Source organism: Fictibacillus sp. WQ 8-8 (assembly GCF_024494405.1).
GTDB classification, from domain to species: Bacteria; Bacillota; Bacilli; order Bacillales; family Fictibacillaceae; genus Fictibacillus_C; species Fictibacillus_C marinisediminis.
Genome location: NZ_JAMXKG010000014.1, coordinates 34052 through 56661, shown reverse-complemented (window position 1 = coordinate 56661; position 22610 = coordinate 34052). Strand labels below are relative to the sequence as shown.

Genomic DNA, 22610 nt, shown 5'->3' with positions numbered 1-22610 from the left:
AAGCGGTGATTTTCCCTTCTGTAAATGCCTGTTCCTTCATTTATGTATCGTTTATGAGCGGAAACACAACGAAATTTGTTGAAAACCACTAAGCAAGGAAAAAGTGTAAGAGGAGAGGGTGAGATTACCATGCTTGCAGTTGATTTAAATTGTGATATGGGAGAAAGCTTCGGCTTATATCAGATGGGCAATGATGAAGAGATGATGAAGTATATTACATCCGCGAATATTGCCTGCGGGTATCATGGAGGGGATCCTCACATTATGAGGGAAACTGTTGAGCTGGCCAGGAAATATGGGGTGGGAATCGGTTCGCATCCTGCATTTCCGGATTTAATGGGCTTTGGGAGGCGCTATTTGAAAGCGACGCCCAATGAAATACGAGATTATGTGATTTACCAGACAGGCGCGCTAAGGGAATTTGCTTCTTATTACAATGTAGAATTGCAGCATTGTAAACCTCATGGCGCTCTTTATATGATGGCAATGGAGGATGAAAATATTGCAAGGGCGATTTTAGAAGGACTAGCCAAAATCAACTCTAGCATGATTGTGTTTGCTCTTAATAATTCTGCTTTTGAGGAAATCGGCAGGAATATGGGTATCCCTGTGGCATTGGAAACCTATGCAGACCGTGAACATACGGCTTCAGGATCCATTGTTTTAACAAGAAAGGGATCTCAAATACAGGATTATGATGCCATGGCTGACAGGGTTGTAAGGATGGTTAAAGAAGGAAAAGTAACAACCCATTTAAATGAAGAAGTATCTCTAAAAGCTGAAACAATCTGCATACACGGAGATACGCCTGGAGCCCCGGCTCTCATTCGAAAAATTAGTGAAGCACTGACTAAGAATGATATTCAAATTAAACCGATAAAAGAGATCTTCTGACAAAAATCCCTCCATACGCATTCTTTCCCAACCTAAAATGGAAGGCGATAATGTACAAATCAAGTTATTTGCAAGGGGGAATTGATGGTGATTTTATGGAGGGACTTACTTAAAATGATAACAATCAAACTAGGAAAAGAACTAACAAATTCCTTGGCTTTAAAGCAGCTGATAAAAAACAATAGCTCCATTGCTTTATTTATGTTGCAGAGGAAATAGTAGGCTATGTTTCTTTGCGTGTTTTAATGGATACCATACAAACTTCAAACAGCAAAAACAAATCTTTTATAGAAAAAATCCTAAGAAATCTGAATTGCACCCCTTAGATACGTTAAACCCCTGGGTTTGAACTGTACAATTTTAGGTGGTGTATTTATGATGTCTAAAAAAGACAGACACTTTATACATAGTTTTTTCCTTTATAAACAAGGGAGAAAAATCGTCCATAAAGAAAATTTAGTTTACATAAGATCGTGAAATTAAAAGGAAATTAAAAAAACGTCCTAAGCCATAATCATATGTAATCGCCATTCTTTCTATTTCTCCATGATCTTTGTTAGCCGGGTTTACTTTAACTTCCGTTTACCCACCTTTATTAGGTAAGCCTTTTACCGGTAGTGGTTGAAACCAGAGGATAGATTTTACCCTTGGGCGACGTCGACAGAGATGGCTGTATGAAACCAGCTACATTAGGATTATTTTACTTATTGGGAAACATCCTCACGCATCTCTGAAGTAGCTTCGTCTACAGAGTAGCATAATTCGGTTCCCATGAACATTTTTTAAGCGGATATTCCATCCGCTTTGTTTGCTGTACGCTTTTTCCTTGCTTGCACAAAAAAACAAACGGTACAGGGCTTTTTCCCATGCCGTTTCGGATTCCATTTTATTCCCGGTGGTGTCTCTGGGCTTAACTTAATGACATTGCCGATCAAGGAGGCTTTAAAGGGGGGAAATCACTTTCATGCCTAAGTGATTGGGATATTAATACCCCTGACTTTTATGCCAACGAAACATCTACATACACGGATTACTTTAATTGTGAATATACATACTATGATCCCGTAGCTGGTGGTGCAGGGTCTTACATTCGTGGCGATATTTGGTATGATGGAGTAAAGAAGTATGATAATTTTAGAACTTCTGTAACTCCATAAACGGTAAGGAGGAATCATGTGTCATTCTTTAAAAAGCTATTTTCAGGTAGAAAGAAATGTTTAGCTTATACTGCCACTGGCAAGGAAATTTATTTTGCGGCTGTTAATGTACTAAAAAACAACAATATTGCTTACAGAGTAAAAAGGCTGTCTAATCACAGTTCTACGCCAGGCATAGATTTTGTGGCACATGATTATCAGACACCAGAAATGTATGAATTTTATGCTAAGGAAGAAGATCACTCTAAGGCACAACATTTATTGACCAAATTATAATTAAATTTTCTATTTCGTCTCACTATCCTGAGGAATCTTAAGATAGTGAGACATTTTATTTTAGTTTCACATAGCTTCCTAGAATTTATCTTATGTAAACTAACTTTTTTTCTTTATGGACGGTTTCTCTCCCCTATTTATAAAAGAAGAAAGTTAAGTTAAAGCTATTTATCATCAAGGATCTTTTATCTACCGTTTTGATTTTTGTTTCCGATCTTATTCCCTGTATTTGTACATTGTGAATTGAATGTTTTACAATATATTAAATTTTCTTTCCTAGTAGTAGATATCCTGCCCTGCTCTTCGCTGTCATCCATTGAAGGAGGAAAGTTTGTATTAGGAACTGTTTCAAGAAATCACAACAAAATATAATGCAACTTCAACTTCAACATTAACACCAATGCATATGTCATTGACTACAGCCATTGAATAATTCCACCGTTGCCATGTTTTTTAGTCCACTCTTGCCATTAAAATGGTCCATCAATGACATAAATAGGACCACTACCCATGTGCCTTTGGCATTGCGGCATGTCGTCAATTCTACAAAGTTAAGTACATTCGTCTCCCAGACTTAATTGCTCCATATATTTTTCTCACAATTTGACCCTCGTGGGTGGCATTCGCCATGCGGTGACTTGCCGACTGCACCAATCGGATACCCTAATGCGTGCGCTGCCGCTGTTCCGGCATTTGAAAAGGCGATACCTGCAAGTAAACTGGCCAGCAGCATATTGGAACGCGTTTCTAAATTACTACCTTGCTGGACGGCGACCGTTAAGTTTTGCGCGATGAGTTCAACCGCTTGGAGGATAAGGTAACCCTTCTTTAAAAGAGGCCTCAAATGATAGTCTATCGACAGTTCCCCTTTGTACCCCGCCATCCTTTTTGCCAATTGATCAGCCATTTCTTGGCGCCTTGGGTGACTGGCAGGAAGTCTCCTGAGTAGAGCTTCAAGCTTTTGGACCATAATGGGTATTCCTCTGTTTTTTTAAAAAGTAAGCATTCGGAAAAGCTGCATTACCCGAACACAAAAGAAGGCCCTTATTCCGAGTAGGAAAAGGGCTATTCGATCAGCTTACAGGAGCATGATTCAGTTTTTGCAGGTTTGTGGAGTAAGGAGCCTGAATCACTCCTTTTTCTGTAATGATTCCGCTAATCATAGAATGGGGAGTAATGTCGAACGAAGGATACAGTGCCTTCGTCCCCTTGGGTGAAGTTCTTATCGAAAGAAACGATGTTACTTCACGAGAATCCCTGTATTCCACTTCAATGTCTTGTCCTCTTGGACAATCAAAATCAACGGTATGGCTCGATGTGGCTGTGTAAAAAGGAACATCATGCTCTCTGGCTGCCAATGCGTGCATATAGGTACCGACTTTATTGGCCAGATCTCCGTTGGATGCCACCCGGTCAGAACCAACAACCACCTTGTCGATCATTCCCTGGCTCATACAATACCCTGACATCCCGTCGGTCAACAAGGTATGCGGAATGCCAAACTTCTTAAGTTCATATGCAGTAATTCTCGCTCCTTGAAGATAGGGTCTTGTTTCGGATGTGAAAACGTGAATGCGTTTCCCGTTTTCATGAGCTTTCCGAATGACCGACAAAGCACGTCCTCCATACCCTGAGCCCGCCAATGCCCCGGAATGGCAATGAGTAAGGATCCGGTCACCATCCTCGATCAGGGCGGCACCATGCTCTCCCAGCCGGTATTCGAACTCCAGCTGCCTCGACAAAATTTCAACAGCCTTGTTTTCCAGGTTTACGATAAGGCTTACCCCGTCGCTGCCACTTGCAGCACCCAACATTTCATCAATAGTTTTGGAAAGATTAACTGCTGTTGGGCGAGTTTGTTTTAATTGCCTTGCAGCTTCCTGTACGTCCTCTTTTTTCCCTTCGGATTGAACAGCTGCCAAATAAAGCCCCCAGGCTCCGCAAGTTCCTATAGCCCCGGATCCCCGAATGGTCATGTTCTTAATGGCCATGGCAAGATCTGAAACCCTGTCCACACGGCATACCTCTTCCGAAAGGGGTAGTTTGATCTGATCGATCAGTTTCAGAGAACGCCCTTCAAACCAAATGGGTAATAATAATCCCCGTTCCTTAAAGTCCTGTACTAAATCCTGCAGCTGTGACAATTGATCACTCCTCTTTTCAGGAATTGGCCTTCTCCAGCGTCCGGTTGGCCAGAATCTGTGACATTATATAAGCTTGTTTGGCTGTGTCCTCTACAAGGGTCGCTATATTATAGGCTTCTTCCAAATCACTGCCCACGGCACATATTCCGTGATTTTCCATCAGGCAAGCTTTTATGCCGGGATTCTGGCGAAAAGTATCTGTCACATACTCCGCCAGCTCCAGGGAACCGGATAAAGCTGATTTTGCCACGGGAACATGAGACAAAATCTTTTGGGCCGTCACGGTAGGAAGCGGCAGCTCCATTCCCAGACAGGCGTAGCCAATGGCATAATTAGGGTGGCAGTGGACAATGGCCTGAACATCCGGTCTCTCAAGGTAAATCCCAAGGTGAAAACGAAACTCCTTGGAAGGGAACCCCTCTCCTTCCAAAACTTCTCCTTCCATGGATAAAACCAGTGCATCCTCTTGTGCAACCTCTCCCAGACTGATTCCTGAGCGTTTGATTAAGATGGCATCACGCTCCGGAAGCCGCACACTGATATTGCCTCCGGTAGCCTGAGTCAGCCCTCGGTTATAGACCTTGTGGGACACATATTGCAGCGATTTTTTTAATTCCTCCATTTCCATTTCACAGCTCTCCTTTTATAAAAGCTTTATGGTTAACCTCAGGTTTGGGCCAGTAGTGCACTTTCGTATGCAGCATGGCAGGTGCAGGACTCTTTTTCACGGGCATGCTCGATCGCTGTCAGCATCAATTCCCGCACTCTGTGTTTTTTGCTTTCACTGACCGCCTTGTGAGCTTTCAATGATGGTTTTTTTTCTGTAATGCCGGGAGCCATGTTGGTTGCGAGCGTAACAACGGCGTAGCACATGCCGAGCTCTCTGGCCAAAGCAGCCTCCGTGGCATTGGTCATTCCGACCACATCCATTCCCCAGGCCGCATACAGCTGAATTTCTGCTTTTGTTTCATAACGGGGCCCATCCACACATATCAGCGTGGCATTTGTCTTCAGCGGTTCATCAATCTCGTTTGCTGCCTCCATAAACGTATGCCTGAGCTCCGGGCAGAATGGTTCTGTCATATCCACCGAATAACGCCCATAGGTTTTCACTCTAGTCGTCAGATCGACAAACTGCTCAAGCAATGACAGGCTGCCTACCTGAATGTCGGGGTGAATGGCGCCTACAGCCGAAAAAGCCAGGATACGCTCAATGCCCAGTTCTTTAATGGCCAGCATATTGGCACGGTAATTAACAAAAGGCGCTAGTGTATCATGATTTTTTCCGTGTCTCGGAAGAAAAATAATCTCCTTTCCTTCATGGACAGCTTGAAACACCGTAACCTCCCCGTATTCTGTGTTGACTGACTCCTCAGACATGTCATCCAAAAGTCCATAGAATCCGGTGCCGCCAATAATCCCCAGCTTCATTCCAACCATTCCTTCCTTTTTTAATCGTGTCTTCCTCATCCATCATTCAACCCTGTACCTTATCCAAAACCAACGAAATTAAGGAGGCTCCCAGCCAGACGCCAACAATGCCAATCACACCGGAAAGAACGGGAGGAGCAGGAATGGGAAGGCGGATCAGCTTGAAGATGACTCCGACGATAATCCCGCTGACCAGGGAAAGGATAAGTTCCTTCATTTCATATCCCCTCCGTCTGCCAGTACTTTCTCACTGACACTTTCTTCTTTTGTAACAGGCAGCATAAAATCAAAGTCACACCCTTCATTGGCCTGAAGAACATGCTGCCGGTATAAAAGCGGGTATCCGCGAAGATACGTTTTAAATGTAGTTGGATTCCACAGACGCCTTCTGTTTTCCAGTTCCTCTTTGGAAACCAACAGCTCCAGGGATCGGTTTTCCACGTCAAGCTCAATCCAATCCCCGTTTTGCACAAGTCCGATGGCTCCCCCAACAGCCGCTTCGGGTGCTGCATGAAGAATCACGGTTCCTGATGCTGTCCCGCTCATGCGGCAGTCGGACAGTCTGACCATGTCTCTGACCCCTTGTTTCAGCAGCTTTTCAGGAATCGGAATTCCACCGGCTTCCGGCATTCCCGGTGCGCCGACTGGCCCCGCGTTCTGCAAAACGAGAACACTTTCAGTCGTCACGTCTAGTTCCGGATCATGGATTCTTTTTTCCATATCCTCGATTGATGAAAAGACAACAGCCTGACCGCGGTGGTTCAGAAGCTGATTGGAGGCCGCTTTTGGTTTAATGATCGCTCCGTCCGGCGCCAGGTTTCCGAACAATACCGCAATCCCTCCTTCTTCAAAAAGAGGATCTTCAAAGGAACGGATAATGTCTCTGTATTCTTCTGACAGCTCGAACCCAGTGATATTCTCACCCAAGGTTTTTCCTGTGACCGTAATCTGGTCGAGATGCAGAAGCGGGGAAAGTTCTTTCAGCACCGCGTTGATCCCGCCCGCATGAAACAAATCCTGCAGCTGATACTTCCCTGCTGGCCGCAAATTGGCGATAAACGGAGTTCCTCTGCTCAGCTCATCAAATTCTTTTAACGTGAGGGACAGGCCGAGCCTTTTTGCGATCGCAATCAAGTGAATCACGGTGTTGGTTGATCCCCCAACCGCCATAAGGGTCCGAATACCGTTCTCCAGTGCTTTTTTGGTCAAGATATCAGACGGCCGGACGTTCTCTTTTACCAGTCTGACGATGGCGCGCCCGGTTTCTCTGGCGAGCCGCATCCGTTCGTTTGCGGTCGCGGGTGTGGCAGCGCCTCCAGGAAGCATCATGCCCATGGCTTCTGCACATGCGGCAATTGTGCTCGCCGATCCCATCACCATGCAATGGCCTGCCGTTGGGGCGAGCCTTTCATTGATTTCATTTATCTCTTCTTCACTGACGGTTCCTGCTTTATACTCCTGCCAAAAATGGCGGCAATCCGAACAAGCACCGAGCGTTCTCCCCTTGTATTCTCCATTGTTCATTGGACCACCAGTGAATAGAATCGCCGGCTTATCCGCGCTTGCCGCCCCCATGAGCTGGGCAGGGGCCATCTTGTCGCAACCACCAATCAGCACGGTGCCATCGATCGGTTGTGCGGTGATCATTTCTTCTGTATCCATGGCCACCAAGTTCCGGTAAAGCATGGTTGTAGGGCTTGTAAACATCTCACCGATCGAGATTGTCGGAAATTCCAGCGGGGTTCCGCCCTCCATAATCACACCTTGCTTGATCGCTTCAATCATCGGTTTTACATGACTGTGGCACCGGTTAATTTCACTGAACGTGTTAGCGATGCCGATGACCGGCTTATCAAAGTCTTCCGATCCATGCCCCAGATGCCGGCTGAACGCCCGGCGTATAAAGGCACTAAACCCGGCATCTCCATAGGATGTTTGTGAATTCCCCATATCTCCACCTCATTTCGGCTTTATGTAAAAAAAGTAAGGTTTCCTTGCTCATCAAATGTGAAAGATTCAGGATTGGATTGCACGCTGACGTTATGCTCAACCTCCGAGAGCAGCGTTTCAGAAAGGTAAAGCTTTTCCAGATGCAGTGTATTCTCGATCACAGCGATGCGCAGCTGCTCAGGTTGATCTGACGCAAGGCTTTCAACGGCCATCGTTATCGCTTCCTGATCCGTACTCAGTATCATGGGAATCATCGCCCGTTGTACGTAGGTGCTCGTCATACAATTCAAGTACGTCTTTTTCCGGTCTATTTTTTGGTAAAGCTTTTCAGTCGTAAAATCAGCTAATCCAATTCCCGTCGCGTTACCATGGGAACCGTCATCCAGATCAAGAATGGCAATCCTCTTTATGGACGGAGTGGAAGGTTCAGGTACTCCAAAAATCTTGGTGCGTCCGAGTACGTTTGTATCCATTCCTGTCCCGCTGAACGCTTTTCCCATGCTGCGGACAACGAGTACATCTAATTCATCAACCGGAAGACGCGGAAAGTAGTCTTTGGAAACGTTCAAAAGCTCTCTTTCCTTTTCGATAATCTCATCAGGCGGGATCACATGAATGTGTGCCGTTTCATCAAAGCTGTTTTCCACGATACCTATGCCGGCAAAGATTTTACCGGTGTTTAAAAAGCTGCCGCCCACTTTCTGAACGGTTTCCGACATTTTCTCTGGTCCCTGGCGGTGAAGCTGGTTGGCTCCTTTTGCCTTGCCAAGCCCGACTGTGATCATTTTCAAAAGGCCGCTTTCATTTGGCCCCCGGAAAGCAGTATGGAGCTTGATCCGGTTCATCACAATGATTCCATCCGCCTCCCATGCCAGCTTGTCGCAATATAGCGTATGGCCATTTGGGGTGTTTCCCACCTCCACTACGTCAGAAGAGGTTAACACCGGGCAGCCCATGGTTTCCTCTGAAAATCCTAAACTATGCAGAATCTCCATCTGCCCTTCCGGTGTTCCTCCGCCATGGCTTCCCATCGCCCCGATAATAAAAGGAGAAACCTTTTTGGATTGAAGATATTCGATGAGCGTTTTGACCATCTCCACTCTGTTGGTGATTCCCCGGCTGCCAACCGTAATCGCAACCGAAGACCCCGGAGCCAGCGGAGGAAGATGATCGGTTAGCTCCTGAATGAGATGACTCTTTACATCTTGTATCTTTTGGCTTGAAAACTGCTGTTTCACCAATGCCATCTTTGGCAAATTCATGGTCTATTGTTTTCCGTTCTGCAGACCGATGGAAACATACTTCATTTCAACAAATTCCTGTATGCCCTCATGCCCGCCTTCTTTTCCCATACCTGATTCCTTGATCCCGCCAAACGGTGCTTCGGCGGTTCCGGGGAAGACATCATTGATTCCGATGATCCCATAGTCCAGCTTTTCCATGATCGTAATCGCCCGGTTTAAATCGTTGGTGAACAGAAAGGCAGCAAGCCCATAATCTGTATCGTTCGCCTTTGAAATCACTTCTTCTTCGTTTTCGAATGCCATGACCGGAACCACCGGACCGAACGTTTCCTGTGACATGATTTTCATCTCTTCTGTTACATTTGCGAGAATGGTAGGTTCATAATAATAGCCATTTTCCCCTGACCATTGGCTGCCGCCCGTGTACAGGTCTGCGCCCTTCGACAGGGCATCCTCCACCTGATCCTTAACTTTCTTCAAGCCGCTTTCATTGATCAGAGGACCGATGTCCACATCCTCCTCCTGCCCATTGCCGATCTTCAGTTTGCTGACTTTCTCCTCTAGAATACGGGTGAATTCCTCCTTAACGGCGGATTGTACATAGATACGGTTAGTGCAAATGCATGTCTGGCCGCAGTTTCGGTATTTGCTGGCCAGCGCTTGTTCAGCTGCCAGGTTTAAGTCCGCATCCTCAAAAACCAGGAATGGAGCATGGCCGCCAAGCTCCAGAGAAAGCTTTTTAACGGTCTTCGCACTGCCTTCGATCAGTAGCTTTCCTACTTCGGTTGAACCGGTAAAGGTTACGAGCCGGACATCTTTACTTTCCATTAATGCCTCACCAATCTCCTCAGGATTTCCTGCCACCATATTTAAAACGCCTTTAGGAAGTCCTGCGTCCTCGAAGATTTTAACGATCTCAATGGCACTTAATGGAGTAAGCTCTGCCGGCTTGAGTACGACCGTACATCCGGCAGCCAGTGCGGGAGCCACTTTTCTGGTAACCATTGCTGCCGGAAAATTCCACGGTGTAATCGCGGCTACCACTCCGATGGGCTTTGGCACGACCCACAATCTTTTGTTTCTCTTTGTGGCCGGAACCATTTCCCCGTAGATGCGGCTCGCCTCTTCGGCGTACCACAGTAAAAAGCTGGCCGCAAATTCAATTTCACCTCGTGCTTCCTTCAGCGGTTTTCCCTGTTCCTCCGTTAACAGACGGGCCAGTTTCTCTTTTCTTTCCTGCATAAGATGATACGCATTGTACAGGTAAGTCGAGCGTTCTCTTCCCGTAAGCTCAGACCAGGCCGGAAAAGCAGCCTTGGCTGCGTCAATAGCTTCCCGTGTCTCCTCTCCTCCTCCATACGGCAGTTCTGCTATTTTTTCCAGCGTAGCAGGATTGTTCACTTCAAACGTTTTACCATGGTTTGAAGTCTTCCATTTTCCATTCACAAAGATGCCAGTCACTGTATCAACGATCATATTCTCACTCCTCTACCTGCTCTTTTTTCCCAATGGAAGGAAACCAGTACTTTTTGTCCCGTTCCTTTCGCACCTGGTCCCATTCCGCCAGAATCTGTACAGCCAGGTTCGCCGTCTGGACACTTTTTTCCACGCCGCCGTAGGTAAATTCATCCCTAATTCGGTTGGCGACAACCGTGCAGACGGAACCCGCCTTCAAGTTATATAATCCTGCAAGAGTAAAAATGGTCGCTGCCTCCATCTCAAAGTTCAGAACACCTGCTTTGTTCAAATCAGAAACTTTATCTTTAAAAAACGACTGTTCATAGCCCTTGAATCCCGTTCTGCCCTGTCCGCAATACCATGAGGCGGTAGAGCATGAAACTCCGACATGATAGGTGTAGCCCAGTTTTTCAGCCGCTTCCACAAGCGCAGCTGTCACTTCATAATGGGCACTTGCCGGATACCGGTCATCCACATAAAACTGGCTTGTCCCGTCGTGCCTTACTGCTCCAGAGGAAATGATGAGATCTCCCGGTGAAATATGCTCCTGAAGGGCAGCCGTTGTTCCCACCCGTATGAATGTTTCTCCTCCAAGGGCGGCTAATTCTTCAAACGCACTGGCCGTTGAACCCCCGCCTGCTCCCGTGGAACACGCAGAGATGTCAACATTCCCTGTTTTCCCGCTGAATGTGCGATGCTCCCGATAGTTGGCAATCTTACGCGGTTCATTCCATTCTTCAGCAATCATATCCACCCGGTCAGGATCTCCCGGCAGTAAAACATACTTGGCGATATCGCCTTCCTTGCAGCGAATATGGTATTGCAGACCTTCATCCATTACCGGTTTTGATGCGTTCGATTTCCAATTTGTCATAGAGCAATCACCTCATTAGTATTTTTTACAACAAAATTGCCGTCAGTCGTTACATACAGGATGGGGGCAGTGGTTGAAACATTTTCCTGGGCACAGATGGCGATATCTCCTTCACACTGAATGTTTCTCATTGTTTCTCCGCTTCCTGAATCCTCAAATGCCTGAGCAGCATCTGAATAAACGGAAAGGAGATGGCTGCTCATTTTAGCGGAATCTTTCAGCAAAGGTACTCGGTTATGCGAAAAGGCCGCCTCTGTACCGTATTTCAGGAGTACTCCCGCAGTATAGGCATCATCGAGAGCGGCTATTTCCCCGTTCTCCCTGCCCGCGCATACAATGGTCACACTGCAGTCGTTTTCAATGGCTGTGGAAACCGCTTTATCCATTACAGCCTGTGCATTTTGCATCGACCCTACCAAAATATGTTCAATGCCTGAATTCCATAAGGTAATTCCGGCCAGGGTGCCGTTTGTTGTACGAAGCACCACCCGTCTGTCCTTGATTTCCATGGGATGTATCGAGATAAGCGAAGGGCTGAATTGCGCATGCTCGGATACATTGCCAAACACATCCTCTGCACAAACAAGCGTCCCATCTTCATTGAACTCTTGACAGGCTTCCATCGTTTCCTTCTCGTCCATCGTCAGTACGATTTCCGAACAGCCTTTATCGAGCATGGTCACCATGGCGGTGGTGGCACGGAGAACATCCACCAGCACGCAGACTTGCTGCTTTGTTTGCTTGATTTCCTTAGGTATGTAGGCTACCTCAAACTTTAGTTCCTTCATCCGGCATCTCCTTTTAGAGTATTTTCATCACGAGCAAATAAAGTGTCAAAGCCACCCAGGCAAACAGAAAGGCAATTCCTTTGGAGCTGTATTGGATTGTCCGGATATAGGTCCGGTCACTGTAGGCGCCATACCCCTTGGCTTCCATTGTGTTGGCAGTCACCCGCACCCTTCGGACCGCGCCCATCAACAGTGGCAGGCTGAATCTCTTCATGTTTTCCATCTTGTACTTTAACCCCTTTTGCTTGCCTACCCCCCGAATGGTTTGGGCGGCTTCAATAATCTTGGCCTCCTGTTCCAGGGTCGGAACAAACCGGAGAGCAACAAAGATGGAATAGGCATATCGATAGGGAACTTTCAGCTTTTGGGTCAGGGAGATCACGATGTCCCTTGGGTCACTGGTTGCGACAAAAACGAGAGACGAAGTAAAAATCGTAAGGATACGAATGGTGATAGCAAGCGCAAAATCCAGAGATTCACTGTAAATGTTCACCGGTCCCAACGAATAGAGGAGCGTTTCACCCGGAACAAGAAGCACTTGAAGGATAAAAAATCCAATACTGAACAGCAGCATAATCCAAATACCCCGTAAGACAAAAAGCAGTCCGAGATTGGCAAGAATCAAAGCTGTCCCAAGTACTGCCACAAACAGAAGCAGCTGTGGAACTGCCGATTCATAAATAAAGACCAGAATCGATATGCACATCATCCAAATAATCTTGGTAATGGGGTCGATCCCATGCATAAATGACTTTTTTTGGTGATACTGAAAGGCAAGGCTCATAATACTTGTTTCACCCTCTCTCTTTCTGCCAAAAATTCATCAATCGTAATAATGGCTTCCTTTCGCCATACGGGCTGCAATTTTTTCGTTAATTGTGAAATGGGCGGTTCGATCAGTGAAGCTTTCTCAAGCACTTCTTCTTGCATGAAAAGTGACTTTACACTTCCGTCAAAAATGAGTTCTCCCTGATGCATGACGAGCGCTGAGCTCGCCCACTTGCAGACCAGGCGGATATCATGTGTGATCATGATGACGGTTTTGCCCTGTTCCTGAAGCTCGGCACACAACTCCAATAATTTGGAAGCGCTTGCATAATCCTGTCCGGTTGTCGGTTCATCGAGGATCACGATGTCTTGTCCAAGAATAAGAGACGCCACCACACTTAACCTCCGTTTTTCTCCTCCGCTTAACATAAATGGATGCTTATCTTTCTGATCAAAAAGCTTAATCTGTTTTAATGCTTTAATTCCTTGATTGATAATTTCTTCAGGGAGCTCATCCTGTTGGTCCAGTTGGTGTTTAACACGTAAGCTGTAGATCGTTTCTTCAAAAACGTTATCAGCGACAAATTGATGCTCCGGATTTTGAAACACATAACCGATATCATCCGTCATGGAAAGAAGATTTCTTTTACAAGTGTCCTTTCCTTTCAAATAAACGTTGCCTTTGGGAGGTTTAATGATTCCCATCAGGTGCTTGACGAGTGTTGTCTTTCCAGATCCATTTGTACCCAGGATGGCGACAAAGTCTCCTTTTTTTATCGTGAAATTTACATTGTTCAATGCTCTTGTGCCATTAGGGTAGTGGTAGCTCAAATTCTTCACTCTTATGGCTTCTTCTTGTACAGATGAGGAAGGCAGAACATCCGAAGCTTTATCCATGCTAAAACTCCATCTTCCTTCTAATTCATGGACAGCCTCTTCTACGGATATGGGAAATTGACCGAATTGATATCCCTCTGCTTTTAAGTGCTGAGCAAGCTCAGAGATTTCCGGAACCCAGACTCCCATGCCTACCAGCTCATCCATGGAGTGTTCCAAAATGTCGCGAGGGGTGGTATTGTGAATGATTTTTCCCTGATCCATAACCACCACCCTGTCCACCAGATGCATAATATCGTCAATCTTGTTTTCAACAACAATAATGGTGTGCCCATAGGTTTGGTGAAGCAGCTGAAGCAGGTCAAAAATATCTTTTGTCGCTTGAGGATCAAGGTTGGCTGTCGCATTGTCCAGTACCAGGATCTTGGGTTTCATGGACAGAACCGAAGCAATTCCGACTTTTTGCTTTTGGCCACCCGACAATTCAAACACTTTCCGGTCTTCAAAGCCTGACATGCCGACTTTTTGCAGAGAGTCTTTGATTCTCCGGTGTATTTCCTCAGGATCCACCTTTAAATTCTCGGGAGCAAATGCTACCTCATCCTCTACATAAATATTGCAGAGCTGGGCATCCGGGTCTTGAAAGACTAGCCCCATGCTTGTGGACAGATCTTTCAGCTCCAATTGAAGGACATCCTTTTTGTCGACAGTGATGGATCCTCCTATTTCCCCCTCCAGCACATTCGGTATAATCCCGTTGAATGTCTGGCAAAGGGTACTCTTCCCACATCCGCTCGGACCCACAATCAATACAAATTCCCCTTCGTAAATATCAAGTGAAATGTCCCTTAATACCGGCTCAGTTTCATCTTCATACACGTAGGTAACATTTTTAAGCTGTATGATTGGTTCCATCCAGACTCCCCTCTTCCTTCTTGCGCTGTTTGGCAATATTGAATCCCTTAAGGATATCGGTCCTTACAAGAATGTCACCGATGATTTTGCTTAACCAGCCTGCCAGAACCACTCCGCTCAAACAGCGGATGACAAAGGCCACGAGCAGAACGCCCATCCCCCACTTGTAATAACCAAACCAGAATGAGGCGATAATGAACCAAATGGGCACCGCAAACAGTCCGGATAATGCGGTGCTGGTCCAGTTCCACTTTTTGTAGCGGAACATCATAAACGCAAGCTCTACCCCCAGCCCGTCCGTCATTGCGGGTGTAATGGCAATCAGGCCATTCGGATTGCCTGATATGATTTGAACGACTCCGGATAAAGTGAGGGTAAAAAAAGCAGCACCTGGTTTGCGTATGATATAGGCCGCAAGAACACCTGAAATACTATACAGCCCCAGTGTAATTGAAGTAAGAATAGGTCCTCCCAATGCGGTCAGCAATTGATTCAGCATGGCAAGATATGTCATCGCCACACCATTAACAATCGCCAGAATGGCCATCAGCACAATATCAACCGTTGTTAGCTTAGTCGATCTCTTCTTCTTTTTCGAGACATTCTGCAACGCACTTTCCATTTTCAAAACCCTCCCTATTCACTCTTAATCTTGCATATCCCTTTTACACTCTCTTTCGGATAACGTTAAACTCAAACTTTTCACTTAAGTAATAACTGTCAGAATAAAGAATAGGTACGCCATTGGTTGAGTAATGGGTTTGCTTTAAGAGAAGCAATGCACTTTTCTCTTTAAGGTGAAGCTTCGATTCTATCTTTTCATCACTGATGACTGCCTTTAGCGTACAAACCGCAAAAGACACATTCAGGTTGAACTGCTCCATGAAATTTAAAAGAGATTCATAATATTTTTCCTCGTATTCATCCTCCATGCCAGGATAATAGGGAATGTAATCTTCCACATATACGACAGGCTCCCCATCCGCTGTTCTTACACGTTCAATGTAATAAACATCCTCCTCCCCTTCGATGGAAAGCATCTTCCCGACTTCGGCAGGCGTATTTTTTTTATAGGAAATAACGTTGATGGTTCCAGGCTCATAACCGTGAGACTGGATGATGTTTGTGGAGCTTTCCAGCGTCGTAATATTGGTCTTTAAACTTTTGTTGGATCCGATCACAAAGGTTCCAACTCCATGTCTGCTGAACAAAAAACCTTCCTGTTCAAGCGTCTTGATGGCTTCCCGGATTGTATTTCTGCTCACCCCCAATTGATTGGATAGCTTTTGTTCGGATGGAATTTGCTGCATCGGTTCAAAGTTGTCGTTAATCAATTCCATAATCATGTCTCGTGCTTGCAGGTACAAACTTCTGTTAGCCAACTTCATTTTTTTCACCACTTATAATAAATTCAGACAACGTACCACGATGGTCGTCCTACCTCTATTATATTCACAATTTTCTTTCAATTACAACAAGTTTTTTTAAAAAGTCTGAAATTTAGATTTGTATCCAAAGAAAAAAGCCTCCTTTTCTATTGATAGACATTTCAATAACTTGAAATTATCCTCCTTACATCTAAATTTCACAAACACTCTAAACCTAAGCAATCAAACGGTTAAACAAACGTTTAAATTATATATAATCTGTTCTTTTTTAATGAGTTTTTCCAGTATATAGGCCTCAACGGTTACGCTTGAACCCCATTATGGGGTTCTTCATAAAAACATGTTTTATATGATTAGACATTAGGTATCTAGCAATTTGTGGTTCTCCAATTTCCCGTTGTAATGAATACGCCTCAATCAATACTTTTCATTGATTGCTTAAAGGAGATGTGGAACGCGTATAGAAGATTATGTCGAAGTGGCGGCGTTTTCATTATGATTACTAAGGACGGTTCACCCCATGAACAAAATTAGACTTATCCGATCCAACAATGAAACTCTCTTTGAACATGCTGAAAATCTATCTCATAATGGATGAAAAGGAGCTAAAAAAATGAAACCTAAAGTATATATAACGAGGAAAATTCCCAAAGAAGTGGTAAAACAGATAGCTGAAGTCTGTAATGTGAGAATGTGGGAAGAAGAAGACATTCCTGTCCCTAGACACGTACTGGAAAAGGAGTTGGCTGAAAGCGATGGATTATACTGCCTTTTGACTGAAAACATTGACCGTGACTTGCTTGATAAATCCCCTAGACTCAAAGTGATAAGCAATATGGCAGTGGGCTATAACAATATTGATATCAAGACAGCTTCCCAACGGGGAATCATGGTCACCAATACACCTGGAGTTTTAGCGCAAACCACGGCTGATTTAACGTTTGCGTTATTAATGGCCACAGCTCGCCGATTGGTGGAATCATCCGATTTTCTTCGCAAAGGTGAATGGAAAACCTGGTCTCCTATGCTTCTCACGGGACAGGACGTATATGGCTCAACACTTGGAATTATCGGATTAGGTCAGATTGGAGAATTAGTGGCTCAACGCGCCAAAGGATTTGAGATGCATGTTCTTTATCACAATCGCAGTCGCAAACTAGAAGCAGAAGAAAAGAAAGGTATCCAATATACAGACATGGAAACGCTTTTGAAGGAATCAGATTTTGTCTGTATCTTGACACCCTTCACCTCAGAAACCCGCCACCTCATCGGACGGAAGGAACTGTCTCTTATGAAAAATACCGCAGTGCTGATTAATACCGCTCGCGGAGGCATAGTCGATGAGGCAGCATTGTATGATGCTCTGAAAAAAAAAGAAATTTGGGCGGCTGGACTCGATGTCTTCGAGCAAGAACCAGTTGCAATTGATCATCCGTTACTTACCTTGTCTAATGTCGTAACTCTCCCGCATATTGGAAGCGCAAGTTTTCACACCCGAATGCAGATGGCCCAGTTGGCCGCTGAGAATTTACTGGCAGCTTTATTGGGCGACATTCCCAAAACTCTAGTAAATGAAAGTGTCATATCAAAATAACACGCGTAAAGAGTTTAATCCTAAAGATAAATACTTTATTTTAGAGCATTTCATCCACTTCCTATCACTGGAATTAAACATATTTATTCTTCAATAGAAAGTTGACCTTAGGATTTTTCCCTTTCTCCTGCTTACAAAATAAACATTACACTACAAGAATAATTTTAAAAATACTGAATGTTCTGTTGACTTATCCTATTTCCAAAATTATGATGAAAACATAAAACCTGAAATATCAGACTTCAAATTTCAATTATTTTCATAACGAATACCGTCAACTAGGCATGAGTACGTCATTTATTTTGCAAAATTCAGGAGGTGTGCTTTATGGATAAACAGAAGGAGAAAAAATTAAAGGGAATTATTGACTGTGATGTACATCCACATCCTAGCGATTATAATGTCATAAAATCGTATATGTCAGAACCCTGGCGGAGCCGATTTAATGGGAATGGGAAAAGGGGCATATATGATAATCCCATACATGTAAACCGATTAGATTCAGTAACACCCCACGGTGGATATCCATGTTCTGATCCATCATATATGCGTGAACAGTTACTGGATGAATATGGGATAAACTATGCCATATTATTACCTCGCGCGTTTGCGACAAAATACCCGAGTCCGGATTTTGCCACGGTGGTGGCATCCGCTTTTAATGATTGGCTGGCAGATGTCTGGTTGGATAACAACAACGAAGATGGCCGTTGCAAAGGGTCGATCACAGTTGCACACCAAGATCCCCAAGCTGCGGCTAAAGAGATTGATCGTTGGGCAGGACACCCCCACATGGTACAAGTGATGATGGATTCCGGAGCTCGCGCACCTTTTGGACAAAGACAATATTACCCGATATACGAGGCATGTGAACGCAATGGATTTCCCATCGCCCTTCACCCCGGAACCGAAGGTGTCGGTCCTAATGAAATAATGACACCTGGATACCCTACTACTTACATAGAATGGCACACCGGCTTAATGCTCTCATTTCAAGCCCATCTCATCAGCTTTATTACTGAAGGGGTATTTGAACGTTTTCCAGGTTTAAAACTCGTGCTCGTGGAAGGCGGATCCGCTTGGTTGCCTCCCCTTCTCTGGCGTTTAGATGCGGAGTGGAAACCGTTGAGGGAAGAAGTTCCATGGGTTAAAAAACGGCCGAGTGAATATATTCTTGAACACGTACGAATCACATCTCAACCACTAGAAAACCCGGATAATAGAGAGCATCTCTTGCAGATGTTTGAAATGATGGACGCTAAAAATATTCTTATGTTTTCATCAGACTATCCGCATTGGGATTTCGATTCTCCGACCAGGTCCTTTCCTAAATTACCGGAGGACTTAAAAAGGCGTATTTTTTTCGAGAATGCAAGGGAATTGTATAACCTGGATTAACAAATAAAATTCGGTGGGTGAAGGGTGAGATGATAAATGAGTGCACATGTTGTGGCGTCCATTGACGAAGTTGGCGTAGGCCAGAGCAAAATGGTCGAAGTAGAAGGACGTTCGATTTCCGTGTTCAATGTGAATGGGGAGTTTTATGCATTGCGGAACGTTTGCCCCCATCAAGGAGCACCGGTGTGTTCAGGGAGTGTTGGAGGCATGACGGTTTGTCGAGAAAAAGAAACAGGAAATTGGGGTGAGGTTGAGTTTATTAAGAAGGGTGAAATTCTTCGTTGTCCTTGGCATGGTTGGGAATTTGATATTAAAACGGGGAAATCCATATTTGATCCAAATGGATGCTTGGTAAAAACGTATAAAGTAACCGTAGGGGTATTGGAATCGGAAATGGCCCTTTCTCAGTTAGAAACGTATCCTGTTACGATACACAAGAACTCTATTATCGTACATGCATAACTATTCAAGTTCACGGTGCCCGTATTATTTATTTCTTAAGAATGGAAAAAAAACAAACAGGTTTTCCTCAAGGAATAAAAAATTCCGGTTACCATCAATCTTCCAGAAGAAGCCAATCCTCATTTGGAGCAGGTAAAATTGTTTATCAAGGGCTGTTTTTAGAAAGAGCAGCGACGGTCAGGGAATCCATGGTTGTTTAAGTATGGCATTCCTTGTTTTTTTCTTCATGCGTTTGTTTAAATTGAGGGAGTTGGAATGATGGTAAGTAAACTACATAGTTGCTTCCTTTTGATTATCGCTGTGTTAAGTATTGTATTATCCCTATTTGATCTTTATTTTATTAAAATCATGTTAGGGGTTAGCATTCTTTTTATGTTTGTCATTCTCATGTTTTGTACAAATGGATTACCTAGGATCGTTTATAGTTTCTTTTTTATCTTGAGTATTTTTTTAACCTGGATCTATCATATTCCTTATTCAGATGCGGTTGACCACTTAAACTCGAATACTATTTTTATTGCTTTGTTTGTTTGTATACCGCTTCTTAAAATACCTATTGATCAAGGAAAATACTTAGAGGAAATTAGGAATTTATTAACGTTAAAAAACAAGAGATCCTTTATTTATGCCCTTTCTGCGGTTAATTTTTTTCTAAGTTCTTTTTTAAATTTAGGCTCTATACGGCTCGTAGACCAATTTAAAGATAGCCGAATGAATGAGAACCCAAACAAATATGCTGCATACTTGAATCGTTCATTTAACTTGGCAGTTTGTTGGACCCCTTACTTTGCTGCTTTTTCGGTAGCCGTTTCCTATAGTAAAGGGAATCCAGGATCGGTTATTTTACTTGGCTTAACACTATGTTGTATTATTTTTCTTGCTACCATTATGCCCGGGCTAACCAAATTGAAACAGCAACAAGATTTGCCTGCATATAACAGAACCCCATTTAACCATAAAATAATACAATTATTATCTTTTTACGGTTTATTAATAGGCAGTTTGTTGCTCATAGAGTATATAACGCCCATAAACACCATTGCCATCATCTGTCTCCTAAGCATCTTCTATTCCACTTCTTGGTCATTGATGCAGGGAACCGTCAAAGAGTTTTTACGTGGACTCCGTCATTTTGTTCAGCGAGATTTACCAACTATACGCGTAGAAGCTTTATTATTTATTTCGGTTGGTTTCTTCTCTCATACTCTTATATGGCTCAATTGGAAGGTACAATTACCCGCCTGGTCGAGTGTATCCCTCGGTTATATTTGGCTGTTTATTTTTCTCTTTATTTTCTTTGTCGTGTTTATTGCATTTTTTGGCATTCATCATTTGGTGACCATTACGCTTTTTACTGCTTCTGTCCACTGGCAACAGCTTGGAATTCAACCGGTCATTTATGCAATGGTAATCCTAATTTCATGGTCCCTCGCATCCATGATTTCTCCCTTTTCCGCTGTTAATATGATAATAAGCCGGTTGGTGAATGTTAAACCGGTCCGGATCGGTTTATTTATGAACGCAGGCTATGCGTTTGGATTCATGCTGTTTAGCACCACCTTCTTAACGATCATTAATTACTTTATTTCGTGAAGTTTAGTAAACAAAGAATGAGTGTCCAGTAGTTGCAAAACAACTTCTTCAATGGTTTTAGCCATGTTAGAATCTGTATTCCAACATAAAAAGGCCGATTATTCCCCTGTTAAGGAAAGATCGGCTTTTTTAATGGAACAACATTTTTATGAAATCCCGGCTACTTCCGATAAATACTCAATTAGATGCAAGGCCCGTACTGAACCAGAAAGATTTTCGCGTTCAATGCCGAGTTTCATTTGTAGCAGGCATCCAGGGTTGGTGGTAATAATGACGGAAGCCCTGGTGTCTTTCGCATCCTTCATCTTCTTATCAAGAATGTCCATGGATTCATCATAGTGAACAATATTATAAATGCCCGCTGAACCACAGCACATATTCGCTTCTTCCATCTCTACAAACTCGATTCCGGGCACGCTTAACAGCAGCTGCACCGGTTCTTTTGTGACTTTTTGGACATGGGTCATATGACAGGAACGCTGGTACGTCACCCGTTCTCCCTCACGCGACTGCAGATTGGGAACGTCCCCGCATGCCGCAAGTACCTGACTGATATCCATTGATTTTGCAGAGAATGCGGACGCTCTGGTAGCCCACTCTTTTTCATCTGCCAATAGGTGGCCATATTCATGCATCAAAGCACCGCATCCTCCGGCATTATTCACAATGAAATCGGCTTCTGCTTGTTCAAATGCGGTGATGTTTTGCTTGGCAAGACGCTTTGCTTCATCTAATTCCCCAGAGTGCGCATGCAGTGCGCCGCAGCATGTCTGTTTTGGTACGACCACCACATCACAACCCGCTTCTGCGAGCAGCCGAATCGACAATTGATTAATACGCTGAAACATCGCATCCATAATACATCCCGTAAAAAACGCAACGGTATATTTCGTAACTCCTTTTCCTTTGACTTGGGTAGGCGTCCGATACCGTTCCGCAGGCGAAACTGCTGGAGGTGATATAGCTTCGAAATCACCTAGATGGTACGGCAATTTCTTCATGATTCCAGACCTGTGAGCCACTTTTTGCAGACCGCTTTTTTTATAGAGCCAAAAGGCATTTCCAATGCGTTTACTTGGGAATACATTTCGAAACATGGTCTTACGCAGCAGGCGAACAGGGATGGATAATTTTTTTCGTTTGACCAGCGCTGCCCGTGTTGCTTCGAGAATGGAACCATATTCAACACCCGTTGGGCAAGCCGTCTCGCAAGCACGGCACCCAAGACACAAATCAAATGGCTCTTCAAGCACTGATAAATCGGTGATTTTTCCTTCGCCGACCATTTTCACAAGATTAATCCGGCCCCGCGGAGAATGTGTTTCTTTCCCCATCGTGGCATAGGTGGGGCATACAGGCAAACAATAGCCGCATTGGACACAATTGTTTGTTTTTTCATACTTAAATTCTTCCTTGAGTTGTTCAAGAGACGGGGTCAT

Annotated in this window: 21 protein-coding genes; 6 read left to right on the top strand and 15 right to left on the bottom strand. The window is 44.2% G+C overall.

What is annotated here, in order from left to right:
- Positions 1-129: 129 nt before the first annotated feature.
- Together M1K46_RS21170 and M1K46_RS21165 are read left to right on the top strand one after the other, a co-directional pair.
- Positions 130-894 (top strand): LamB/YcsF family protein, encoded by a 765-nt coding sequence (locus M1K46_RS21170; protein WP_256227585.1) that lies wholly within the window; start codon positions 130-132, stop codon positions 892-894.
- Between the two features lie 1175 nt (positions 895-2069).
- Positions 2070-2327, top strand: a complete 258-nt coding sequence (locus M1K46_RS21165) for a hypothetical protein (RefSeq protein WP_256227584.1) — start codon at positions 2070-2072, stop codon at positions 2325-2327.
- 574 nt (positions 2328-2901) lie between these two features.
- Here M1K46_RS21165 and M1K46_RS21160 read toward each other — a convergent pair.
- The 14 genes from M1K46_RS21160 to M1K46_RS21095 form a co-directional block, all read right to left on the bottom strand.
- Entirely contained in the window at positions 2902-3297 is a 396-nt protein-coding gene (locus M1K46_RS21160) for an iron-containing alcohol dehydrogenase (protein ID WP_256227583.1), read from the bottom strand.
- 103 nt (positions 3298-3400) lie between these two features.
- Positions 3401-4471, bottom strand: a complete 1071-nt coding sequence (gene mtnA / locus M1K46_RS21155) for an S-methyl-5-thioribose-1-phosphate isomerase (RefSeq protein WP_256227582.1) — start codon at positions 4469-4471, stop codon at positions 3401-3403.
- A 16-nt stretch (positions 4472-4487) separates the two neighbouring features.
- The gene (locus M1K46_RS21150; RefSeq protein WP_256227581.1) at positions 4488-5099 is read right to left on the bottom strand and encodes a class II aldolase/adducin family protein; all 612 of its coding nucleotides are present in this window, start codon (positions 5097-5099) and stop codon (positions 4488-4490) included.
- A gap of 38 nt (positions 5100-5137) precedes the next feature.
- Complete coding sequence (locus M1K46_RS21145; protein ID WP_156316382.1) at positions 5138-5941, bottom strand: MTAP family purine nucleoside phosphorylase; 804 nt, start codon at positions 5939-5941, stop codon at positions 5138-5140.
- Positions 5942-5948: 7 nt separating this feature from the next.
- Positions 5949-6119, bottom strand: a complete 171-nt coding sequence (locus M1K46_RS21140) for a XapX domain-containing protein (RefSeq protein WP_082316226.1) — start codon at positions 6117-6119, stop codon at positions 5949-5951.
- Entirely contained in the window at positions 6116-7852 is a 1737-nt protein-coding gene (locus tag M1K46_RS21135; protein WP_256227580.1) for a dihydroxy-acid dehydratase, read from the bottom strand. The genes M1K46_RS21140 and M1K46_RS21135 overlap by 4 nt, the downstream gene beginning before the upstream one ends.
- Positions 7853-7872: 20 nt before the next feature.
- Positions 7873-9114, bottom strand: a complete 1242-nt coding sequence (locus tag M1K46_RS21130) for a lactate racemase domain-containing protein (protein ID WP_256227579.1) — start codon at positions 9112-9114, stop codon at positions 7873-7875.
- 3 nt (positions 9115-9117) lie between these two features.
- Entirely contained in the window at positions 9118-10572 is a 1455-nt protein-coding gene (locus tag M1K46_RS21125) for an NAD-dependent succinate-semialdehyde dehydrogenase (RefSeq protein WP_256227578.1), read from the bottom strand.
- A gap of 4 nt (positions 10573-10576) precedes the next feature.
- Positions 10577-11428: a nucleoside phosphorylase gene (locus tag M1K46_RS21120; protein WP_256227577.1), complete on the bottom strand. Its 852-nt coding sequence runs from the start codon at positions 11426-11428 to the stop codon at positions 10577-10579.
- Positions 11425-12216: a 2-phosphosulfolactate phosphatase gene (locus M1K46_RS21115; RefSeq protein ID WP_256227576.1), complete on the bottom strand. Its 792-nt coding sequence runs from the start codon at positions 12214-12216 to the stop codon at positions 11425-11427. Before M1K46_RS21115 ends, M1K46_RS21120 begins: the two co-directional genes overlap by 4 nt.
- A gap of 13 nt (positions 12217-12229) precedes the next feature.
- On the bottom strand, positions 12230-13000 hold the full coding sequence (locus M1K46_RS21110) for an energy-coupling factor transporter transmembrane component T family protein (RefSeq protein ID WP_256227575.1): 771 nt from the start codon (positions 12998-13000) through the stop codon (positions 12230-12232).
- The gene (locus tag M1K46_RS21105) at positions 12997-14736 is read right to left on the bottom strand and encodes an ABC transporter ATP-binding protein (RefSeq protein WP_256227574.1); all 1740 of its coding nucleotides are present in this window, start codon (positions 14734-14736) and stop codon (positions 12997-12999) included. The genes M1K46_RS21110 and M1K46_RS21105 overlap by 4 nt, the downstream gene beginning before the upstream one ends.
- Positions 14714-15358 carry an ECF transporter S component gene (locus tag M1K46_RS21100; protein ID WP_053358163.1) on the bottom strand — a complete coding sequence of 215 codons (645 nt, stop codon included), beginning with the start codon at positions 15356-15358 and terminating at the stop codon, positions 14714-14716. The genes M1K46_RS21105 and M1K46_RS21100 overlap by 23 nt, the downstream gene beginning before the upstream one ends.
- A gap of 43 nt (positions 15359-15401) precedes the next feature.
- Positions 15402-16124, bottom strand: a complete 723-nt coding sequence (locus M1K46_RS21095; RefSeq protein ID WP_256227573.1) for a GntR family transcriptional regulator — start codon at positions 16122-16124, stop codon at positions 15402-15404.
- A gap of 613 nt (positions 16125-16737) precedes the next feature.
- On the opposite strand from M1K46_RS21095, the gene M1K46_RS21090 reads away from it, so the two are divergent.
- From M1K46_RS21090 to M1K46_RS21075, 4 genes are all read left to right on the top strand, one after another.
- Positions 16738-17718: a 2-hydroxyacid dehydrogenase gene (locus M1K46_RS21090; protein ID WP_256227572.1), complete on the top strand. Its 981-nt coding sequence runs from the start codon at positions 16738-16740 to the stop codon at positions 17716-17718.
- 327 nt (positions 17719-18045) lie between these two features.
- Positions 18046-19116: an amidohydrolase family protein gene (locus tag M1K46_RS21085; protein WP_256227571.1), complete on the top strand. Its 1071-nt coding sequence runs from the start codon at positions 18046-18048 to the stop codon at positions 19114-19116.
- Positions 19117-19152: 36 nt separating this feature from the next.
- Positions 19153-19578: a Rieske (2Fe-2S) protein gene (locus tag M1K46_RS21080; protein ID WP_256227570.1), complete on the top strand. Its 426-nt coding sequence runs from the start codon at positions 19153-19155 to the stop codon at positions 19576-19578.
- Between the two features lie 258 nt (positions 19579-19836).
- Positions 19837-21171, top strand: a complete 1335-nt coding sequence (locus tag M1K46_RS21075) for a hypothetical protein (RefSeq protein WP_256227569.1) — start codon at positions 19837-19839, stop codon at positions 21169-21171.
- A 146-nt stretch (positions 21172-21317) separates the two neighbouring features.
- Here the strand turns inward: M1K46_RS21075 and M1K46_RS21070 are convergent, their stop codons facing one another.
- Positions 21318-22610 (bottom strand): (Fe-S)-binding protein, encoded by a 1293-nt coding sequence (locus M1K46_RS21070; RefSeq protein WP_053358152.1) that lies wholly within the window; start codon positions 22608-22610, stop codon positions 21318-21320.

Coding starts and splice junctions, on each gene's coding strand:
- M1K46_RS21085 (WP_256227571.1), top strand. CDS start 18,046: ATGGATAAACAGAAGGAGAAAAAATTAAAGGGAATTATTGACTGTGAT.
- M1K46_RS21150 (WP_256227581.1), bottom strand. CDS start 5,099: ATGGAAATGGAGGAATTAAAAAAATCGCTGCAATATGTGTCCCACAAG.
- M1K46_RS21145 (WP_156316382.1), bottom strand. CDS start 5,941: ATGAGGAAGACACGATTAAAAAAGGAAGGAATGGTTGGAATGAAGCTG.
- M1K46_RS21080 (WP_256227570.1), top strand. CDS start 19,153: ATGAGTGCACATGTTGTGGCGTCCATTGACGAAGTTGGCGTAGGCCAG.
- M1K46_RS21135 (WP_256227580.1), bottom strand. CDS start 7,852: ATGGGGAATTCACAAACATCCTATGGAGATGCCGGGTTTAGTGCCTTT.
- M1K46_RS21090 (WP_256227572.1), top strand. CDS start 16,738: ATGAAACCTAAAGTATATATAACGAGGAAAATTCCCAAAGAAGTGGTA.
- M1K46_RS21120 (WP_256227577.1), bottom strand. CDS start 11,428: ATGACAAATTGGAAATCGAACGCATCAAAACCGGTAATGGATGAAGGT.
- M1K46_RS21125 (WP_256227578.1), bottom strand. CDS start 10,572: ATGATCGTTGATACAGTGACTGGCATCTTTGTGAATGGAAAATGGAAG.
- M1K46_RS21160 (WP_256227583.1), bottom strand. CDS start 3,297: ATGGTCCAAAAGCTTGAAGCTCTACTCAGGAGACTTCCTGCCAGTCAC.
- M1K46_RS21130 (WP_256227579.1), bottom strand. CDS start 9,114: ATGAATTTGCCAAAGATGGCATTGGTGAAACAGCAGTTTTCAAGCCAA.
- M1K46_RS21115 (WP_256227576.1), bottom strand. CDS start 12,216: ATGAAGGAACTAAAGTTTGAGGTAGCCTACATACCTAAGGAAATCAAG.
- M1K46_RS21070 (WP_053358152.1), bottom strand. CDS start 22,610: ATGACCCCGTCTCTTGAACAACTCAAGGAAGAATTTAAGTATGAAAAA.
- M1K46_RS21110 (WP_256227575.1), bottom strand. CDS start 13,000: ATGAGCCTTGCCTTTCAGTATCACCAAAAAAAGTCATTTATGCATGGG.
- M1K46_RS21140 (WP_082316226.1), bottom strand. CDS start 6,119: ATGAAGGAACTTATCCTTTCCCTGGTCAGCGGGATTATCGTCGGAGTC.
- M1K46_RS21170 (WP_256227585.1), top strand. CDS start 130: ATGCTTGCAGTTGATTTAAATTGTGATATGGGAGAAAGCTTCGGCTTA.
- M1K46_RS21100 (WP_053358163.1), bottom strand. CDS start 15,358: ATGGAAAGTGCGTTGCAGAATGTCTCGAAAAAGAAGAAGAGATCGACT.
- M1K46_RS21105 (WP_256227574.1), bottom strand. CDS start 14,736: ATGGAACCAATCATACAGCTTAAAAATGTTACCTACGTGTATGAAGAT.
- M1K46_RS21095 (WP_256227573.1), bottom strand. CDS start 16,124: ATGAAGTTGGCTAACAGAAGTTTGTACCTGCAAGCACGAGACATGATT.
- M1K46_RS21075 (WP_256227569.1), top strand. CDS start 19,837: ATGGTAAGTAAACTACATAGTTGCTTCCTTTTGATTATCGCTGTGTTA.